Source organism: Microbacterium sp. BE35, assembly GCF_031457705.1.
In the GTDB taxonomy this organism is placed as follows: Bacteria; Actinomycetota; Actinomycetes; order Actinomycetales; family Microbacteriaceae; genus Microbacterium; species Microbacterium trichothecenolyticum.
The window spans coordinates 182,920-198,663 of the sequence record NZ_JAVDXD010000001.1 but is presented as its reverse complement, the minus strand read 5'-3'; the positions used below and the strand labels follow the sequence as shown (position 1 = coordinate 198,663).

Sequence of the window (15,744 nt, the reverse complement as noted above, 5' to 3'; positions counted from 1 at the left end):
ACCAGCCGCTGACGAAACAAAGGTGATTCACGCATGAACGACAACGTCCTGGCGCGGGCGGCGGTGGCGACTGCCGCAGCTGTCGCGCTGATCCTCGCGGGCGGCGCCCTACCGGCATCCGCCGCCGAGACCCCACCGCCGACCCGCACGATCACATCCGCAGGAAACCCGATCATCTCCGACGGTTCGCTGTACACCGCCGACGCCGCACCCCTCGTGGGAGCGGACGGCCGCCTGTACGTCTACACCGGGCACGACGAGGCGACGGCGCAGCAGGCGGGGTTCGCGATGCGCGACTACGCGGTGCTGGCGACCGACGACGTCGCATCGGGCGAGTGGGACGTCTATCAGAATGCACTCGACCCCGACGCCGTGTTCTCGTGGGCCTCGGGCAACGCCGCCTACGCAGGTCATGCCGTGCTGGGCGGCGACGGCAAGTACTACTGGTACGTGCCTGTGGAGTCGAAGGACACGACGCAGGCCAACCGCATGGCGATCGGCGTCGCCGTCTCCGACTCGCCGGTCGGGCCATGGACCGACGCGATCGGTGCGCCACTCGTGAGGTGGTCCGACGTCTTCGGCTCGAGCACCAACGGCCAGGAGGTGATCGACCCGCATGTGTTCACCGACACGGACGGCACGGTCTACCTGTACTGGGGCTCGTGGAGCGTCGCGCGCGTCGTGAAGCTCACGTCGTCGATGACCGCGCTCGACGGGGCGATCTCGACGATGTCGGGGCTCACCTCGTTCTACGAGGCGCCGTGGGTGTTCAAGAAGAACGGGCTGTACTACCTGCTGTACGACTGGAAGTCGGGTGGCAGCAGCTGCACGCCGTCGAACTATCAGGCGTGCATCGCGTACGCGACGTCGACGAGCCCCACGGGTCCGTGGAACTACCAGGGCATCATCCTGTCGGGCACGTCCGCGACGACGGTGCACCCGTCGCTCATCGACTTCAAGGGGAAGTCGTACCTGACCTACCACACGAAGGATGCAGTGGGCGGTGGCCACTTCCGCCGCTCCGTCGCGATCGACGAGGTGACGTGGGACGGCGCCAAGATCCTGCCGGTGACCCAGACCCTCGCGAAGGACCCCAAGCTGACCCCTTCGGCGAACCTCGCGCTCGACGCACAGGTGAAGGCGTCCTTCACCGAGCAGCCGCCGATGCGGACCACTGCGGTCAACGACGGATTCCGCGCCACGACGGCGCTGCTGCCGCCCGACCAATGGGGCAACTACCGGGGAACGACCAGCGCGAACGAGACCGACTGGCTCTCGTACCAGTGGACGACGCCGGTGCGCACCGGCTCGGTCGGCATCCAGTTCCACCAGGACTCCAACTGGATCCGCCCGCCCGCATCGTGGAAGCTCGAGTACCTCGACGCCGCGGGCGACTGGCGGCCCGTCGAGGGCGCGACGTACCCGACGACCGTCAACACCTGGCTCACGGCGAGCTTCACGCCCGTCACCACCACGGCGCTGCGCGCGACCTTCGCGGGGCGCGCCAGCGGGGCGTACTTCAACTCCGTGTCGGTTTCCGAGTGGGAGGTCTACGGTCGCGAGGCCGCGGCTCCCGCACCCGTCGACGTCCACACCAAGCCGGGGGTCGCACCCTCGCTGCCCGCGGCCGTGCGGATCACGGTCGACGGGGCGCAGCAGTGGGCGCCGGTGAACTGGCTGCCGGTGAAGGCGTCCGACTACGCACAGACGGGCACGTTCATGGCGACCGGCCGCGCGCTCGGTGTCGCCGCGGGGCTGGTCCAGGCGAACGTCATCGTCAGCTCGGACGACCCGCCCGCGCCGCCGGCCGACCACGATGCTCCGACCGTCACCCTGGCGGCCTCCGGGACCTCGGGTGCTGATGGCTGGTTCGCCTCGAACGTCACGCTGCGCGCCTCGGCTGAGGATGCGGTCGACTACCTCACCACGGTGTCGACGCGCATCGGCTCGGGCGCCTGGACGGCGACGCCGAACGCGCGCTTCGCCGAGGTCTCGGTGACCGCGGAGGGGACGAGCACCGTCACGGCCCGCGCCGAGGACTCGTCGGGCAACGTGTCGGCCGAGGTGAGCCGCACCGTCAAGATCGACAAGACCGCTCCGACCGCGAACGCCGCGCTCGACACGGCGGCGCGCACGGTGTCGATCACCGCGACCGACGCCGGATCCGGCGTGGCCGCGATCGAGTATCGCTTCGACGGCGCCGGGGCGTGGGTCGCGGCGACGGCGGGTACGGCGATCGCCGCACCCGACGGGCTGCCGCACCAGCTCACCTACCGCGTGCGCGACGTCGCCGGCAACACCGCCAACGGCTCGGTGACCATCCCGAAGGACCCGAACGCCCAGCTCACGGGCAACATCTCGTCGTACGCGACTGCCACCGCCTCGTTCACGAGCAGCTGGGAGAACGTCAACGGCCTCAAGGACGGCACCAACGCGCCGTTCGAGAACGCCGCGGCCAAGTACGCGACGAGCTGGGGCACCTGGCCCCAGGCGGGTCAGCAGACCGCACGGCTGACGTGGTCGTTCTCGGTCGACGTCGACTCGGTGGGTGTGTGGTGGTACCGCGACAGCCCCGATACCGCGAACGCCGGAATGATCCCGCCCAAGAGCTGGGTGCTGCAGTACCTCGACGCCGACGGCACGACGTGGCGCGACGTCGCTCTGGACGCCGGGCAGTCGTACGGTCGCACCGGCACCGGATTCGACCGCGTCGACTTCGCCCCGGTGAAGACGACGTCGCTGCGGATCGTCTCGCAGTCCTGGGGTGCCGCGGAGGGCGGCGGATCGACCGGCATCCGCGAGTGGCAGGTCATCGCCGCGGCCCCGGCCGCGACGCCCGCGATCGAGGTGCCGGCCACCGCCGTCACGGCGGGCTCGCAGTTCCCGGTGTCCCTGACCGGTGGCGCGGCCGACGCCGACTACGCGGTCACGCTCGAGCCGGGGACGGCAGCCCTCGGCACGATCCACACCGATGGCAGCGGTGCGGGCTCCCTCACGGCCACGGCAGGCGCCGGCCTCGCCGCGGGCGAGTACACGGTGCGCGTCGTCCGCGGCGACGTCGTGCTCGAGAAGAAGATGACGGTCGCGCTGCCTGCGCTGCAGCTCGAGGCCACCGCGACCTCTCGCTGTGTCGCCGGCAAGGTGCAGCTGGTGACCGTGGTGAAGAACGTCAGCGGCACGGCACTCGAAGTGGACGTGTCTTCGGCCTATGGATCGAAGTCGCTCGCCGTGCAGCCGGGCAAGTCGGCTTCGGTCGCCTTCGCCACGCGTTCCGCGTCGGTCGTCGGCGGCACGATCGCCGTCGCCGCCGCTGCGGAAGATGGACGCACGGCGCAGGCGGAGGCGGCCTTCTCGGCCACCGCTTGTCAGTGAGGGCTCGCGCTGAGCGCGTGAGCTCGTGAAGGGTGTGGCGTCCCAGACTCGGAGGATCCGGGTCTGGGACGCCACGTCCGGTGTTCGAGAGGGGATCCGCCCATCAGAGGACCGTCTCGCGAGGCTCGTCCTCGTCCGTCGTGATCTCCTCCGATCCCGCGCGGCGGGGGCGCCGCCACCAGGGGTGGCGGCGCGGGGGCGCGACATCCGTCTGCGCTACGGCGGCGGGTGCCGCGCGGCGGGCGCGCCATGCGACGATCTCGGCGTCGACGTCGCGGGTCGGCGTCACGACCGGCGGTCCGCCGAGCAACTGCCGCCGCGCTTCGATGACGCGCCGGTTGAAGTCCTCGAGTGCCTCGCGCACGTCGGCCTCGCGCGAGAGCTCGTCGAGCCTCGCGTCGAGCTCGGCGTTCTCGACGCGCAGCGTGAGCGCCGGCGGGCCTAGGCCGGTGAGCTGCTCGGTCTCGATCTTGCGGCGGATCCACCAGTCCGGATCGTGCGTCTCGCCGAGGCCCGGGATCGGCTTGCCCGCGCCGGGCAGGTCGTCGAATTCGCCCCTGCGGATCGCCTGCTGGATCGCCATCTCGACGACCGCCGCGCGATCGGCCGCCGAGTACGCCTGAGCTGCCCGCGATGGCGGAGAGGCAGCATCCGCCCGCTCAGCGTCGTCGTGGCGCTCGCCGTCGTCGTGCTCGGCGCGATAGCGCGCGGCGGCGAGGCGTGGGTCTTCGGACATCGGCGACCTCCTCGCGTACCGGGGTCCGCGTCGAGCTTACGTCGCCATGGTGCGCGTCGCCCTGCTCAGCGCACCTCGTCACGCCAGGAGTGCTGCGGGTCGTAGCCCAAGAGGCGCCGGGCCTTGTCGATCGACAGCAGCGTCTCGTGCTCGCCGAACTCGCGAGCCAGCGGCACGCCGGGGAACACCTCGGCGACGAGCTCCGCGTTCGGGCGCGACATCACGGTGTCGGCGGCGGCGATGATGTAGGTCTCGAAGCCCGGGGGAGCGACCTCGAGCGCGCGCTCGACAGCATGCGCGCCGTCCCGCGCGTCGATGTACCCCCACAGGTTCCACTTGCGCTGCAGCGCGTCGGCGTCGTACGACGGGAATGCCTCGTAGTCCTCCGGCACCATCACGTTCGAGAACCGCAGGCCCGTGATCGACAGGTCGGGGTGCCAGCGCACGAGTTCGACGGCCATGCGCTCCTCGAGCGTCTTCACGAGCGAGTACACGGACTCGGGCCGCGGCGGGTACTCCTCGTCGACCGGGATGTACGGCGGCGGCACGTCGAACGGCAGCCCCAGCACGGTCTCGCTCGACGCGTAGACGATGCGACGGATGCCGAGCCTCACGGCCGCCCAGAACACATTGAACGTCGCCGTCATGTTGTTGTGGAACGTCGCGACATCGGAACGGATGCCGGGGGCCGGGATCGCACCGAGGTGCACGACGGCGTCGAACCCGTCGTGCCGGTCGTTCACGGCGGCGAGGGCGTCGACGACCTGACCGTAGTCGGTGAGGTCGACCTGGACGAAGTCCGGGCCGCGGGTGCCGACGACGTCGATGCCGATGACATCGTGACCGGCCGCGCGAAGTTCGCGGGCGACGACGGTGCCGAGTTTGCCGGACGAACCGGTGAGGGCGATGCGCATGGGTCCAGCTTGCCAGTCCTGGCCGGCACCGGGGGTCGCTCGCGCAGCTCCTGGCCGCTCGGACGAGCCCTCCACGAGCCGCAAGGGTTTTCGCCTTGAAGCAGGGTGAATAGATACCGGTAACACGAAAACTCCGAAAAGCATTGCGCTCCGGCTTTCGTCACTGCTTTACTGGCGCGGACCCGGTTCGCCCCGACCGTCCACGCGCGGCGTCGCCGAGTCATCCGTTCCCCGATGGAGAGGATGGGCGATGTCGCCTACAACCAGGAGAAGAACGGCTGCCGCAGCGACGATCTGCGCGCTGACGGCAGCCACACTCGCGTTCGTGCCGACGAACGCATTCGGAGCCCCTGTGCCGGGCAACGAATCCGATGTCGGCGTCTACACGGACGGCCAGACCGACACGATGGACATCGGCGACCCGACGTACACCAACCTCGCGGAGGTCGAGCAGAAGCTCGTTCCCGGCGTGGACTGGACGGCGGAGAGCATGCATGGCGCGATCTTCGAGAAGGATCTCGCCGCAGGAGGCACCGACTACTACCTCGACCGCATCCTCGGAGTGACGGGCACGGCGAACAACGCCGTGCTCCAGACCCGCGGTCGCTCGCTGTACCTGCGCGGCGGCAGCACGTGGGGCGTCATGGGCTTCGCGGGCTCGACCTACGTCGGCGGACCGAACAACCTCGGATCCTTCTACTCGGTCATCGTGCCCGGGCAGACCATCACCGAGGTGGGCGCCCAGCGATTCAACGCGCCCAGCCACGCGAAGTCGCGGTACAACATCGGCACCACGGGCGTGGTGGCCGACATGAAGAAGTTCATCACGTACGACAACGTCGCCGTCACCACGATCGCGTTCCAGAACCCGGGCGGCGCCGCACAGACCTTCACCGTTCGCGCCGCATCGCCGCTGGCGACCGGTGCCGGTGACGCAGGCGACGAACTCGTCGGCACGCGCACCATCACCAGCGGTTCCAACAACGGCCTCAACGACACGGCGTGGTCGCAGGTCGACATCGCGCTCAAGGCGCCCGGCTTCACGCGGTCAGGCTCGAACCTCGACCGCGAGATCACGGTTCCGGCCGGCGGCACGGTCGAGATCTCCGTCGTCGGAGCGCTCTCCAGCGACGGCATGCCCGCCGGAGCGGAGCAGCTGCAGACGTACGCCGGTCTCGCGCCGGCGGAAGCGTTCCGCACGGGCGTCACCGAGTTCAACAAGCGCTGGGCCGAGGACATCCCCTACATCGATGTGCCCGACGCGGCGATCGAGAAGGCGATCGTCTACCGGTGGTGGGGTGAGCGCTACAACGCGCTCGACACGAACGAGTCGGGCTACGTCTACCAGTACCCGACGACGGTCGAGGGCTCGAACCTCTACCAGAACGCGGTCGTGCTGACGCAGCCGATGCACCTGCAGGACACCAAGTGGATCCGCAACCCGTACCTCGCGTACGGCCAGATCCTCAACGTGGGAGAGCTGTCGGGATCGTCGGCGTTCCTGGACAGCCCCGGACACACGAGCTGGAACAACCACTACTCCCAGTACATCGGCACCGCGGGCCTCGAGGCGTACAACGTCTACGGCGGCGGCCCGGCGATCGCCGAGAAGTTCGCGTCGTACTTCGAGGGCGACGGCGTCGGTCAGCTCGAGCACTACGACGGCAACGACGACATGCTCATCGCGTACGACACCAACTACATGCCCGGCAACGACTCCGACGCCATCACCTTCGGCTACCCGAAGACGAACGCCTCGGCGGCGGGGGCTCGCACGATCGAGCGCCCGGAATCCGCGTATGTGTGGGGCGCCTTCGACGCGGCCGCACAGCTCTACGAGCAGGCAGGCGCGGATCCGGCGAAGGTCGCCGAGATGCGCACCGCCGCCGACGGGATCCAGAGCGAGGTCCTTGACCGGCTGTGGAGCGAAGAGATGCGGATGTTCCTCGCGGGCACCTCGCACGGAGCCCAGGCGGCCGCATCCTCCAACGGCGGGGCCAACCCGCTGAGCGCCGCGGAGCGGGATCTGATCCCGGCCAAGGAGTCGAACCTCTACGACATCTACTCGGAGGGGCTCATTCCGAAGGAGGACGCCGAGAAGTACGTCGACGGCTACCGGTTCCTCCGGTACGGCGACAACTTCCCGATCTTCCCCTTCTACACGGCCAACCAGTACGACCGGGCGAAGTTCGGGATCGGCGGGTCGAACAACTTCTCGAACATCAACTTCACCGTGCAGTACCGCGCGGTGCGGGCGGCGCTGCGCGACTACGACCCGGAGCAGAAGTACATCACCCCGGAGTACGCCGAGCGCCTGCTGCAGTGGATGGCGTGGAGCATCTACCCCAACGGTGATGCCCGCGTGGCCAACCAGTCCGAGTACTACTCGAACTGGAACCCCGCCACGAAGACGTACAACCGAAACAACCCGAACCACGTGATGCTCGGCAACATGAACTACATCTACGTGGAGGACATGGGCGGCATCCGTCCCCGCGCGGACGACAAGATCGAGCTCTGGCCGATCGACCTCGGCTATGGGAACTTCATGGTGAACAACCTGAACTACCACGGCAAGGACCTGACGATCGTCTGGGACGAGGACGGCTCGAAGTACGGCCTGGGTGCCGGCTACAGCCTGTTCGTCGACGGCGAGCGCAAGGCGACCGCCGACGATCTCGGCCGGTTCGTCTACGACCCGGCGACGAACGAGATCGCCGAGGCGGACGCCGGACTGGATGTGGAGGTGGTCGCCGAGGACGGTGCCGACGTGCCGACGGCCGTCGACACCCCGATCCAGGACGAGCGTGTCGTGTCGTATCTCAAGACCGCGGGCATCGACCTCGAGGAGGACGCGGCCAACCTGGCCGCCGGAGCCACGCTGTCGTCGTCGGCGACCCAGCAGGGTGCGCGTCCCGCCGCGTGGCGCAACTTCCACACGCCGGGCTTCTCGACGGGGTCGATGAACTACACGCCGGGCGCCATCAAGGAGACCGAGCGGCCGGTGTCGCTGAACGCCGTCACCGACGGCATCACCGCGAACGAGCCCTACTGGGGCAACTACGGCACCGGTGAGGCCGGCGGCTACGTCGACCTCGACTTCGGCGCGCCGAAGACGTTCGACAACGTCAAGGTGTGGTTCGTCAGCGACCGTCAGTCCGGGGGCTACCACGAGCCGCAGGGCTACGCGATCCAGGTGCAGAACGGGGCGGGCGAGTGGGTCACCGTGCCCGACGCCTTCAAGGCTCCGAAGATCCCGGGGCCGAAGTTCAACGAGGCGCTGTTCGAGACCGTCACCGCGAGCAAGGTGCGCGTCGCGTTCACGAACACCCCGTCGTTCTCCACCGCGATCTCGGAGATCCAGGTCTTCGACTCGGGCCGCGAGGTCCCGGCGGTCGTCAACGACGCACCGGTGGTCACCGCGACCGCCGACCGCTCCCGCGACGGCAACCTCTCGACGACGCTCGTCGGGACAGCGACGGACGACGGCATCCCGGAGTCGGGCACGCTGACGTACAGCTGGTCGACAGTGTCGGCCCCTGCCGGTGCCGGCGTCATCTTCTCGGACCAGAACGCACTGCGCACCACGGTGACGGGCACCGTCGCCGGCGCGTACGTGTTCCGCCTCCAGGCGAGCGACGGCGCGCTCACGACGCAGCGAGAGGTGTCGCTCAACCTCACCGAGAAGGCCACGTCGGCCGAGTACGGCGCGGTCGCGACGATCACCTCGAGCGGGGTGGCGTCCTGGGAGAACCAGAACCGCGTCAACGAGGCGACCACGCCGTCCAGCTCGAACCCCGGAGCGGGCAACGGCTGGGGCACCTGGGGTCAGACGGCCAACGGCACTTCGGCGGCCAACGCCGCCTGGCTGCGGTACACGTGGCAGTCGCCGGTGCGGATCAGCTCCACGGAGCTCTACTGGTACGACGACAACGGCGGAACGCGGGCACCGCGGGCCGACACGTACGTCATCGAGTCCTCCAACGACGGCACCAACTGGACCCCGGTGACGCTCACCAACGGCTCCACCTACGCGGCGGGTCTCAAGCTGAACGCCTTCAACCGCTTCGAGTTCGAGGCGATCGAGGCGAGCCAGCTGCGCGTCCGCATCACGGGCGTGCAGACCGGCGGCGCGGGCACCGGCGTGCTGCGCTGGCGGGTCAACGGCGAGACTGTCGCGTCTGTGGATGCGCCCGTCGTGGTCCGCACGGTCGTGGGTGAGATCCCGCAGCTGCCGGGTGAGCTGGATGTGGTCTTCGCCAGCGGCGCGCGTGGCTCGGTGCCCTTCACCTGGCAGCCGATCACCGCGGAGCAGGTCGCCGAGACCAACGTCGAGCCGTTCACGGTCTTCGGCACCAACACGGCGTACGGGCTCATCGCCCAGGCGCAGGTGTACGTGCGACCGGAGAACTCGCAGGGCGGCATCTCGATCCAGGGAGCGCAGCAGTTCGAGCAGACCGTCGAGGTCGGCGAGCTGCCGTGGCTGCCGGAGCGGGTCGCGGTGTCGTACAACGACGGCTCACGTGACAACCGGGCGATCGGCGTCGAGTGGGACTTCGACGAGTCGATCGTGCAGACGCCTGGCGTCTACGAGGTCCGCGGTCAGCTGATCCTGCCGTCGTACGTCAGCACCGCCGGCACCACGTCGACGACGCTGACTCTGACGGTGGGCGACGGCGTCGCACCCGGACCGAAGGTGTCGGCGACCGTCGACACCCGCTGCGTGGCGGGCAAGATCCAGCTGGTCGTGAAGGCGACCAACGAGCACGACGAACCCGTCACGCTCGCGCTGGCATCCGACTACGGCACCAAGCAGGTCACGGGTGTCGGGGCCGGCAAGGCGGTAAGCAACGCCTTCGCGGTGCGCGCCGCGTCGGTGACCGCCGGCGAGGTGTCGGTGACCGCCACCGCAGCCGACGGCTCCACCACCACGGTGAAGGCGCCGTATACGGCGAAGTCCTGCGGCTGATCCACAGTCCGGAGGCGGCGACGGTCATCCGTCGCCGCCTCCGCAAGACCGACGCACCGCTGCCGGGTCCCGAAGGGGGCCCGGCAGCGGTGTTCCATGTGCCGCCGCACGCGATGGTGGATGTCATCTCGCGTGTCGCGCGACAAGGGCTCGTGTGGGGCAGCACGCGGGCTCGCAGGTGTCACTCGGGTGTCGTCCGACCGGAACGGGCTGCACCGCGCCGGGGGATGGCGAGTGAGCAGAGCGGAGTGAGCAGAGCGGATACTGCCACCCCGGCGGGTGCGGCGCTCAGCGCGGTCGGCTCCGGACTCCGGAGGGTCGTCGGTGCGTCGGTCGGGCGGCCGACGCCCGGGCGATCGACGGTCGGGTGGCCGACGGTCGGGCGGTCGACGGTCAGACGGCCGACGGCGCGGAAGGCGCGCCCCGTGACGCGGAGGCGGGCTCGGAGGGCGCCGCATCGAGGGCCACGGCTGCGTCCTCGGCCGCGGGCAGCGGGGGCGGCAGCGGCTGGAATGATGAGACCGGCTCGAGCAGGGCCTCGCGGACGATCCGGCGAGGGTCGTACTGCCGAGGATCCAGCTTCTGCCAGTCGACCTCGTCGAACTCCGGCCCCATCTCGTCGCGCACGCGCGCGGTCGTGCGCGCCAGTGCGGCCTTCGCCGCCCGCACCCCGTGGGCGAGCCTGCGCGACAGTTCCGGTAGGCGTTCGGGCCCGAGCAGGACTGCCCCGACCACACCGATCAAGAAAACCTTTTCGACGGTGAGGCCGAAGAACACCGCGCGCGCCTCAACTCGATGAGCGGGTGTCCGCTGTACGTGCCGCCGGCGCATCGTCGGCGATCGCGGGGGAGTCCGCTTCATCGCCTGCGGTCTTGGGGGCGTGGCGCATCTCGCCCTTCAGGATCCGCGCCGATTGCCCGACGCTCCTGGCCAAAGCAGGGAGACGGGCCGCCCCGAACAGGAGCAGGATCACCGCCAGCACGATCAGCAGATGCCAGCCGTTGAGGTTCGCGAGCACGTCGTGGTCTCCTTTGATCGACGGGCGCCGTGAGCACTGACACCACGCGGGAGTGCTCAGTATGGCCCGTCCCCCGACGCACGGTCAAGCAGACTTCCGAAAACTTTCGAAAGGCTTGTTAGCGCTCACTGGTACCGCTAACGTGCAAAGCGGGCCAGCCGAGATCTTCCGTGCTCGGGTGCGCCCAAGGTCCGAAGAAGAACCGAAAGGATCAGTGATGATCGGAGAGAACCCGTCAGGGCTCACTCGGCGCAGGGTGCTCGGCGGCGGACTCGCCATCGCGGGTGCCGTCGCGGCGACCAGCCTCCTCGACGCGGGCGGCGCGCAGGCTGCGGCGCCGGCACCCGGGGCGGCGTTGCGCACCGCGGGGGCGGCGTACCCCACGCGCATGGTGCGCGCCGCGCAGACACTCGTGTACCCCCAGTCGTGGAGCGTCCGGCCGTTCCCGCTCACCTCTGTCACGCTCGGGCAGAGTGTCTTCACCCGTGCGCTCAACCAGCACCTCGTGCTGTACCGCGCCTACTCGGTCGACAAGGTGCTCGCGGTCTTCCGCCGCAACGCCGGACTCCCGACGAACGGCGCCACACCTCCCGGCGGCTGGGAGGAGTTCGGCCCGAACCCCGACCTCCAGCGCTGGGGGCCGCGCGAGTACGTGCGCGGCCAGAACACGGCGGGCGCGGGCGGATGCCTGCGCGGCCACTATGGCGGCCACTTCCTGAGCGGCATCTCGATGGCCTACGCCTCCACCGGCGAGGTGGCCCTTCTCAACAAGGTCAACGCGATCGTCGACGGCCTCGAGGAGTGCCGCGCGGCACTCGCGGCCCAGGAGTATCAGGGCGCTCCGCGCTACTCGCACCCCGGCTTCCTCTCGGCCTACGGCGAGTGGCAGTTCTCGGCGCTGGAGGAGTTCGCACCCTACGGCGAGATCTGGGCGCCGTACTACACGCTGCACAAGATCCTCGCGGGCCTCCTCGACGCGCACGCCCTGGCAGGCAGCACGAAGGCCCTCGCACTCGCCGAGGGCATCGGCCACTGGGTGTACAGCCGGCTGTCGAAGTGCACGTCCGCACAGCTCGCCCGCATGTGGGGCTCGTACATCGCGGGTGAGTACGGCGGCATGAACGAGGTGCTGGTCGAGCTCTACTGGCGTTCGAACGATGCGGCAAAGAGCGAGTTCCTCGATGCCGCGCACCTGTTCACGCTGCACACGCTCGTCGACGCGTGCGCCGCAGGCACCGACACGCTCAACGGCAAGCACGCCAATCAGCACATCCCGCAGTTCCCCGGCTACATCAAGCTCGCCGCGCAGACCGGCGACGACCACTTTCTGGATGCTTCGAAGGGCTTCTACGACATGGTGGTGCCCGGGCGCTCGTACGCGCACGGCGGCACGGGCGAAGGCGAGCTGTGGGGACCGGCGAACACCGTCGCGGGCGACATCGGTCCCCGCAACGCCGAATCGTGCGCCGCCTACAACATGCTCAAGGTCGCCAGCTACCTGTTCTTCAACGAGCAGGACCCGAAGTACATGGACTACTTCGAGCGCACCGTGCTGAACCACATCCTGGGCGGTCGACGCAACCAGGAGTCGACCTCCGGCCCCGAGAACCTCTACATGTTCCCGGTGCAGCCTGGGGCCCGCAAGGAATACGGCAACGGCAACATCGGCACGTGCTGCGGCGGGACCGGGCTCGAGAGTCACGTGAAGTACCAGGAGGGCATCTACTTCCGCTCCGCCGATCAGAGCGAGCTCTACGTCAACCTCTACATCGCGTCGACCCTGGAGTGGGAGGAGACCGGGCTGGTGCTCGAGCAGGTGTCGTCGTACCCCGAGGGCGAGACATCCACTTTCACGGTCAAGACCGCCCCGTCGGGCCCGCTGACGGTGCACCTGCGCATCCCTGGCTGGTCGTCGGGCGCCGAGGTCCAGGTCAACGGCGCGCCGGCGGGAGTCGACGCCGTGCCCGGCACCTACGCGCGCATCTCCCGCGCATGGGCGGCCGGCGACACGATCACTGTGCGCATCCCGCTCACGGTGCGGGTGGAGGCCGCGATCGACCGGCCCGACATCCAGGCGCTCATGTACGGACCCGTGGTGCTGACGGCGACGAGCTCGTCGACCAGCTACCTGAAGGTGTCGCTCGCCGACCGGCTGGACCTGTCGGGTGACGTCACCCGCGGCATCTCGAAGACCGCGGCGAACGTCTTCACGATCGGATCGCAGTCGTATGAGCCCGCCTACAACGGGCGCGACGTTGCCTACCACATGTACTTCCAGCGCAATGAGCCGTCGGTCACGTTCGCCGGTCAGGACGCGGGAGTCGCCAACCCGAAGCGGTCGAACAAGACCCTGCTCGACGAGGTGTGGGAGCGGGCGCCGTTCGCCGACCGGTCCGCATTCCTGGGCGCTGTCGGCGAGGTCTCGGCGGCGTACGTCGCGGCCGGGCTGCTCACCGCCCGCAACCGCCAGAGGATCCTCCTCGCCGCAGGCCGTGCGCCGATCGACGGGGGCAACTGACATGTCGATCGCAGAGAGGACACCGATGCACACGCGTGCCCGCAGAGCCGGAGTGAAGAGGGCCGCGATCGCGCTGGTCGCGGCCGTGGCGCTCATCGCCGGGGGAGCAGCGGTGGCTGCGCCGGCGGGTGCCGCCGACGAGCCGCTCAACCTCGCCCTGGCCTCGGGTGAGAACGCGCCGGTCACCGAGGTCAGCTACGTTCCCAGCTGGAACTCCGCCGCCGCGCTCAACAACGGCGTCGTCGGCCCCACGAACACGCTCTCCGCCATGTGGGGAACGTGGGGTGCGCCCGGCAGCCCGACCCAGGACACCGCCACATACACGTGGGAGCGTCCGGTCACGGTGAGCTCGTCGAAGCTGTACCTGTGGCAGAACCACCTCACCTCGGGCGGCGATTCGGGCGTGATGATCCCGGCATCGTGGAAGGTCGAATACCGCACCAGCGCAGGGGAGTGGGCCCCGGTCACCGGCTCGGGCCTCACCTACCCGGTACCGGTTCTGAACACGGCCGCCCCGGTCGCGTCCCAGCCGGTCGTGCAGGCGGACTTCGACGCCGTCACCACCACCGCGGTGCGGCTCGTTCTCGACCGGCAGCTGTTCCAGAGCCAGCGCAAGGCGACGAGCGTGATCGAGTGGGAGGTCTGGGGCGTCAATGCGCCGGTCGTCGAGCCGGAGCCCGAGAACCCCGACGCCTTCATCGACGCGCAGTCCGTGGCGGTTCGCACCGTCACCGGCACGGCGCCGACGCTGCCCGACACCGTCTGGGTGATCGGCGAGAACGGTCCGCTGCGCTACGTGGACGTCGAGTGGGCAGGCGTCGCGGCGTCGAGCTATGCCTCGCCGGGGCAGTTCGAGGTGGTGGGCGACCCCGCCGGGTACGACGGGCAGACGGTGAGCGGCACGGTGTACGTGGCGAACAGCCTGTCCGACGAGATCGAGAGCGTCGACTATTCGGCGACCATCACGACCGCCGGCGTCGAGCCGGTGCTGCCGGCGACGGTGCGCGCGACCTACGAGGACGGCACCGCCTCCAGCGGAGTCGACGTCGAGTGGGACTCGATCGAGCCCGCTGCGTACGCCGAAGTCGACGCGATCTTCGACGTCGAGGGCGCGGTGGACGGCTACGCTCCCGGCGCGATCGCGACGGTGTTCGTGGTCGAGCCGGTCGACCAGAACGAGCCGATCGTGGCGCTGTCGTTCGACGCGGCACCGCAGGGCAGCGGCTGGTACACCACCGCTCCGACCGTGACGATCACGGCCGAGGAGACCGCGAGCCCCGTGGAGAGCATCGAGTACAGCCTCGACGGCGAGACGTGGACCGCCTACACGGCGCCCTTCGCGGTCTCGGCGCAGGGCGAGGTCACGGTGAGCGCACGCGCGACAAGTGAGGACGGCGCCGTGGGCGAGGCATCCGAGACGGTCAAGGTCGACACGGTCGCCCCCGTCACCGGAATCGATTGGATCGTCGTCGACGGCACGTCGGCCACCTTCACCCTGGTGCCGAGTGACGCCGCGCCCGGCTCGGGCGTGACGCGCACGGTGTGGTCCGACGGGCCCGACTCGTCGCCGACCGGCGAGCTGAACAACATGTACGCGACGTACGAAGAGCCCTTCTCGGTGCAGCTCACCGAGGAGCCCCGCTACGTGCACGTGCAGGCTCAGGACGCGGCGGGCAACATCGAGGACTACGTCACGATCGAGCTGCCCACGCTCGCGGCGAACGCGCTCGATCTGCAGCCGACGGTCACCCAGCGGTGCGTGGCCGGAAAGGCGTACCTCGCGGTGTCGGTGAAGAACGCCGACGATGTCGCGGCGGACGTCCAGATCGCCACCGCGTACGGCTCGAAGACCCTCACCGGTCTCAAGGCCGGCGCGACGGTGACGAGCACGTTCAACTCGCGACTGACGGCCGCGCCCGACGGTGAGATCGAGGTGACCGGCACGGCCGGCGACCTCACCTTCACCGGCACGGTGGAGTACTCCGCGCACAGCTGCGGCTGACGCGGCACGCACGAGGGAACGGCCCGCGGTCTTCGGACCGCGGGCCGTTCGTTCTCCCCTCCCCGCACTCGAGTCGCCACAACACGCCGGGCGCGACACTGGCCGTCAGGCGTGTCTTGGCGACTCGCGCGCGACTTCCGCCCGCGGTCCTGGCCCGGGCGCCTGGGCGCGTGCGGCGCGTCGTCGAGTCCGCCCCGGAGGTGCTCGCGGGCCGG

8 protein-coding genes are annotated in these 15,744 nt (G+C 69.6%); 4 read left to right on the top strand and 4 right to left on the bottom strand.

All coding sequences use genetic code 11. The annotated features are described in order from the left end of the window. The first annotated feature begins 33 nt into the window (after positions 1-33). Positions 34-3,372, top strand: coding sequence for a family 43 glycosylhydrolase (locus J2Y46_RS00920; protein ID WP_310239589.1), 3,339 nt, complete (start codon positions 34-36; stop codon positions 3,370-3,372). A gap of 103 nt (positions 3,373-3,475) precedes the next feature. Here J2Y46_RS00920 and J2Y46_RS00915 read toward each other — a convergent pair whose 3' ends face one another. Both J2Y46_RS00915 and J2Y46_RS00910 read right to left on the bottom strand, forming a co-directional pair. Further along, entirely contained in the window at positions 3,476-4,108 is a 633-nt protein-coding gene (locus tag J2Y46_RS00915; RefSeq protein WP_045297816.1) for a DUF1992 domain-containing protein, read from the bottom strand. Between the two features lie 65 nt (positions 4,109-4,173). Next, positions 4,174-5,022 (bottom strand): NAD(P)-dependent oxidoreductase, encoded by an 849-nt coding sequence (locus J2Y46_RS00910; RefSeq protein WP_310239588.1) that lies wholly within the window; start codon positions 5,020-5,022, stop codon positions 4,174-4,176. A 325-nt stretch (positions 5,023-5,347) separates the two neighbouring features. On the opposite strand from J2Y46_RS00910, the gene J2Y46_RS00905 reads away from it, so the two are divergent. Next, positions 5,348-9,991 (top strand): discoidin domain-containing protein, encoded by a 4,644-nt coding sequence (locus J2Y46_RS00905; protein WP_310239587.1) that lies wholly within the window; start codon positions 5,348-5,350, stop codon positions 9,989-9,991. Positions 9,992-10,384: 393 nt separating this feature from the next. Here J2Y46_RS00905 and J2Y46_RS00900 read toward each other — a convergent pair whose 3' ends face one another. Together J2Y46_RS00900 and J2Y46_RS00895 are read right to left on the bottom strand one after the other, a co-directional pair. After that, on the bottom strand, positions 10,385-10,768 hold the full coding sequence (locus J2Y46_RS00900) for a twin-arginine translocase TatA/TatE family subunit (RefSeq protein WP_310239586.1): 384 nt from the start codon (positions 10,766-10,768) through the stop codon (positions 10,385-10,387). A gap of 10 nt (positions 10,769-10,778) precedes the next feature. Further along, positions 10,779-11,009: a twin-arginine translocase TatA/TatE family subunit gene (locus J2Y46_RS00895; protein ID WP_045297813.1), complete on the bottom strand. Its 231-nt coding sequence runs from the start codon at positions 11,007-11,009 to the stop codon at positions 10,779-10,781. Positions 11,010-11,226: 217 nt separating this feature from the next. On the opposite strand from J2Y46_RS00895, the gene J2Y46_RS00890 reads away from it, so the two are divergent. Then, positions 11,227-13,527, top strand: coding sequence for a beta-L-arabinofuranosidase domain-containing protein (locus J2Y46_RS00890; RefSeq protein WP_310239585.1), 2,301 nt, complete (start codon positions 11,227-11,229; stop codon positions 13,525-13,527). 25 nt (positions 13,528-13,552) lie between these two features. Then, on the top strand, positions 13,553-15,529 hold the full coding sequence (locus J2Y46_RS00885) for an OmpL47-type beta-barrel domain-containing protein (RefSeq protein ID WP_310239583.1): 1,977 nt from the start codon (positions 13,553-13,555) through the stop codon (positions 15,527-15,529). The last annotated feature ends 215 nt before the right edge of the window (positions 15,530-15,744 follow it).

What these genes read in the sequence shown, in the direction of transcription:
- J2Y46_RS00920 (WP_310239589.1), top strand. Translation starts at nt 34, where the DNA reads ATGAACGACAACGTCCTGGCGCGGGCGGCGGTGGCGACTGCCGCAGCT.
- J2Y46_RS00915 (WP_045297816.1), bottom strand. Translation starts at nt 4,108, where the DNA reads ATGTCCGAAGACCCACGCCTCGCCGCCGCGCGCTATCGCGCCGAGCAC.
- J2Y46_RS00910 (WP_310239588.1), bottom strand. Translation starts at nt 5,022, where the DNA reads ATGCGCATCGCCCTCACCGGTTCGTCCGGCAAACTCGGCACCGTCGTC.
- J2Y46_RS00890 (WP_310239585.1), top strand. Translation starts at nt 11,227, where the DNA reads ATGATCGGAGAGAACCCGTCAGGGCTCACTCGGCGCAGGGTGCTCGGC.
- J2Y46_RS00885 (WP_310239583.1), top strand. Translation starts at nt 13,553, where the DNA reads ATGCACACGCGTGCCCGCAGAGCCGGAGTGAAGAGGGCCGCGATCGCG.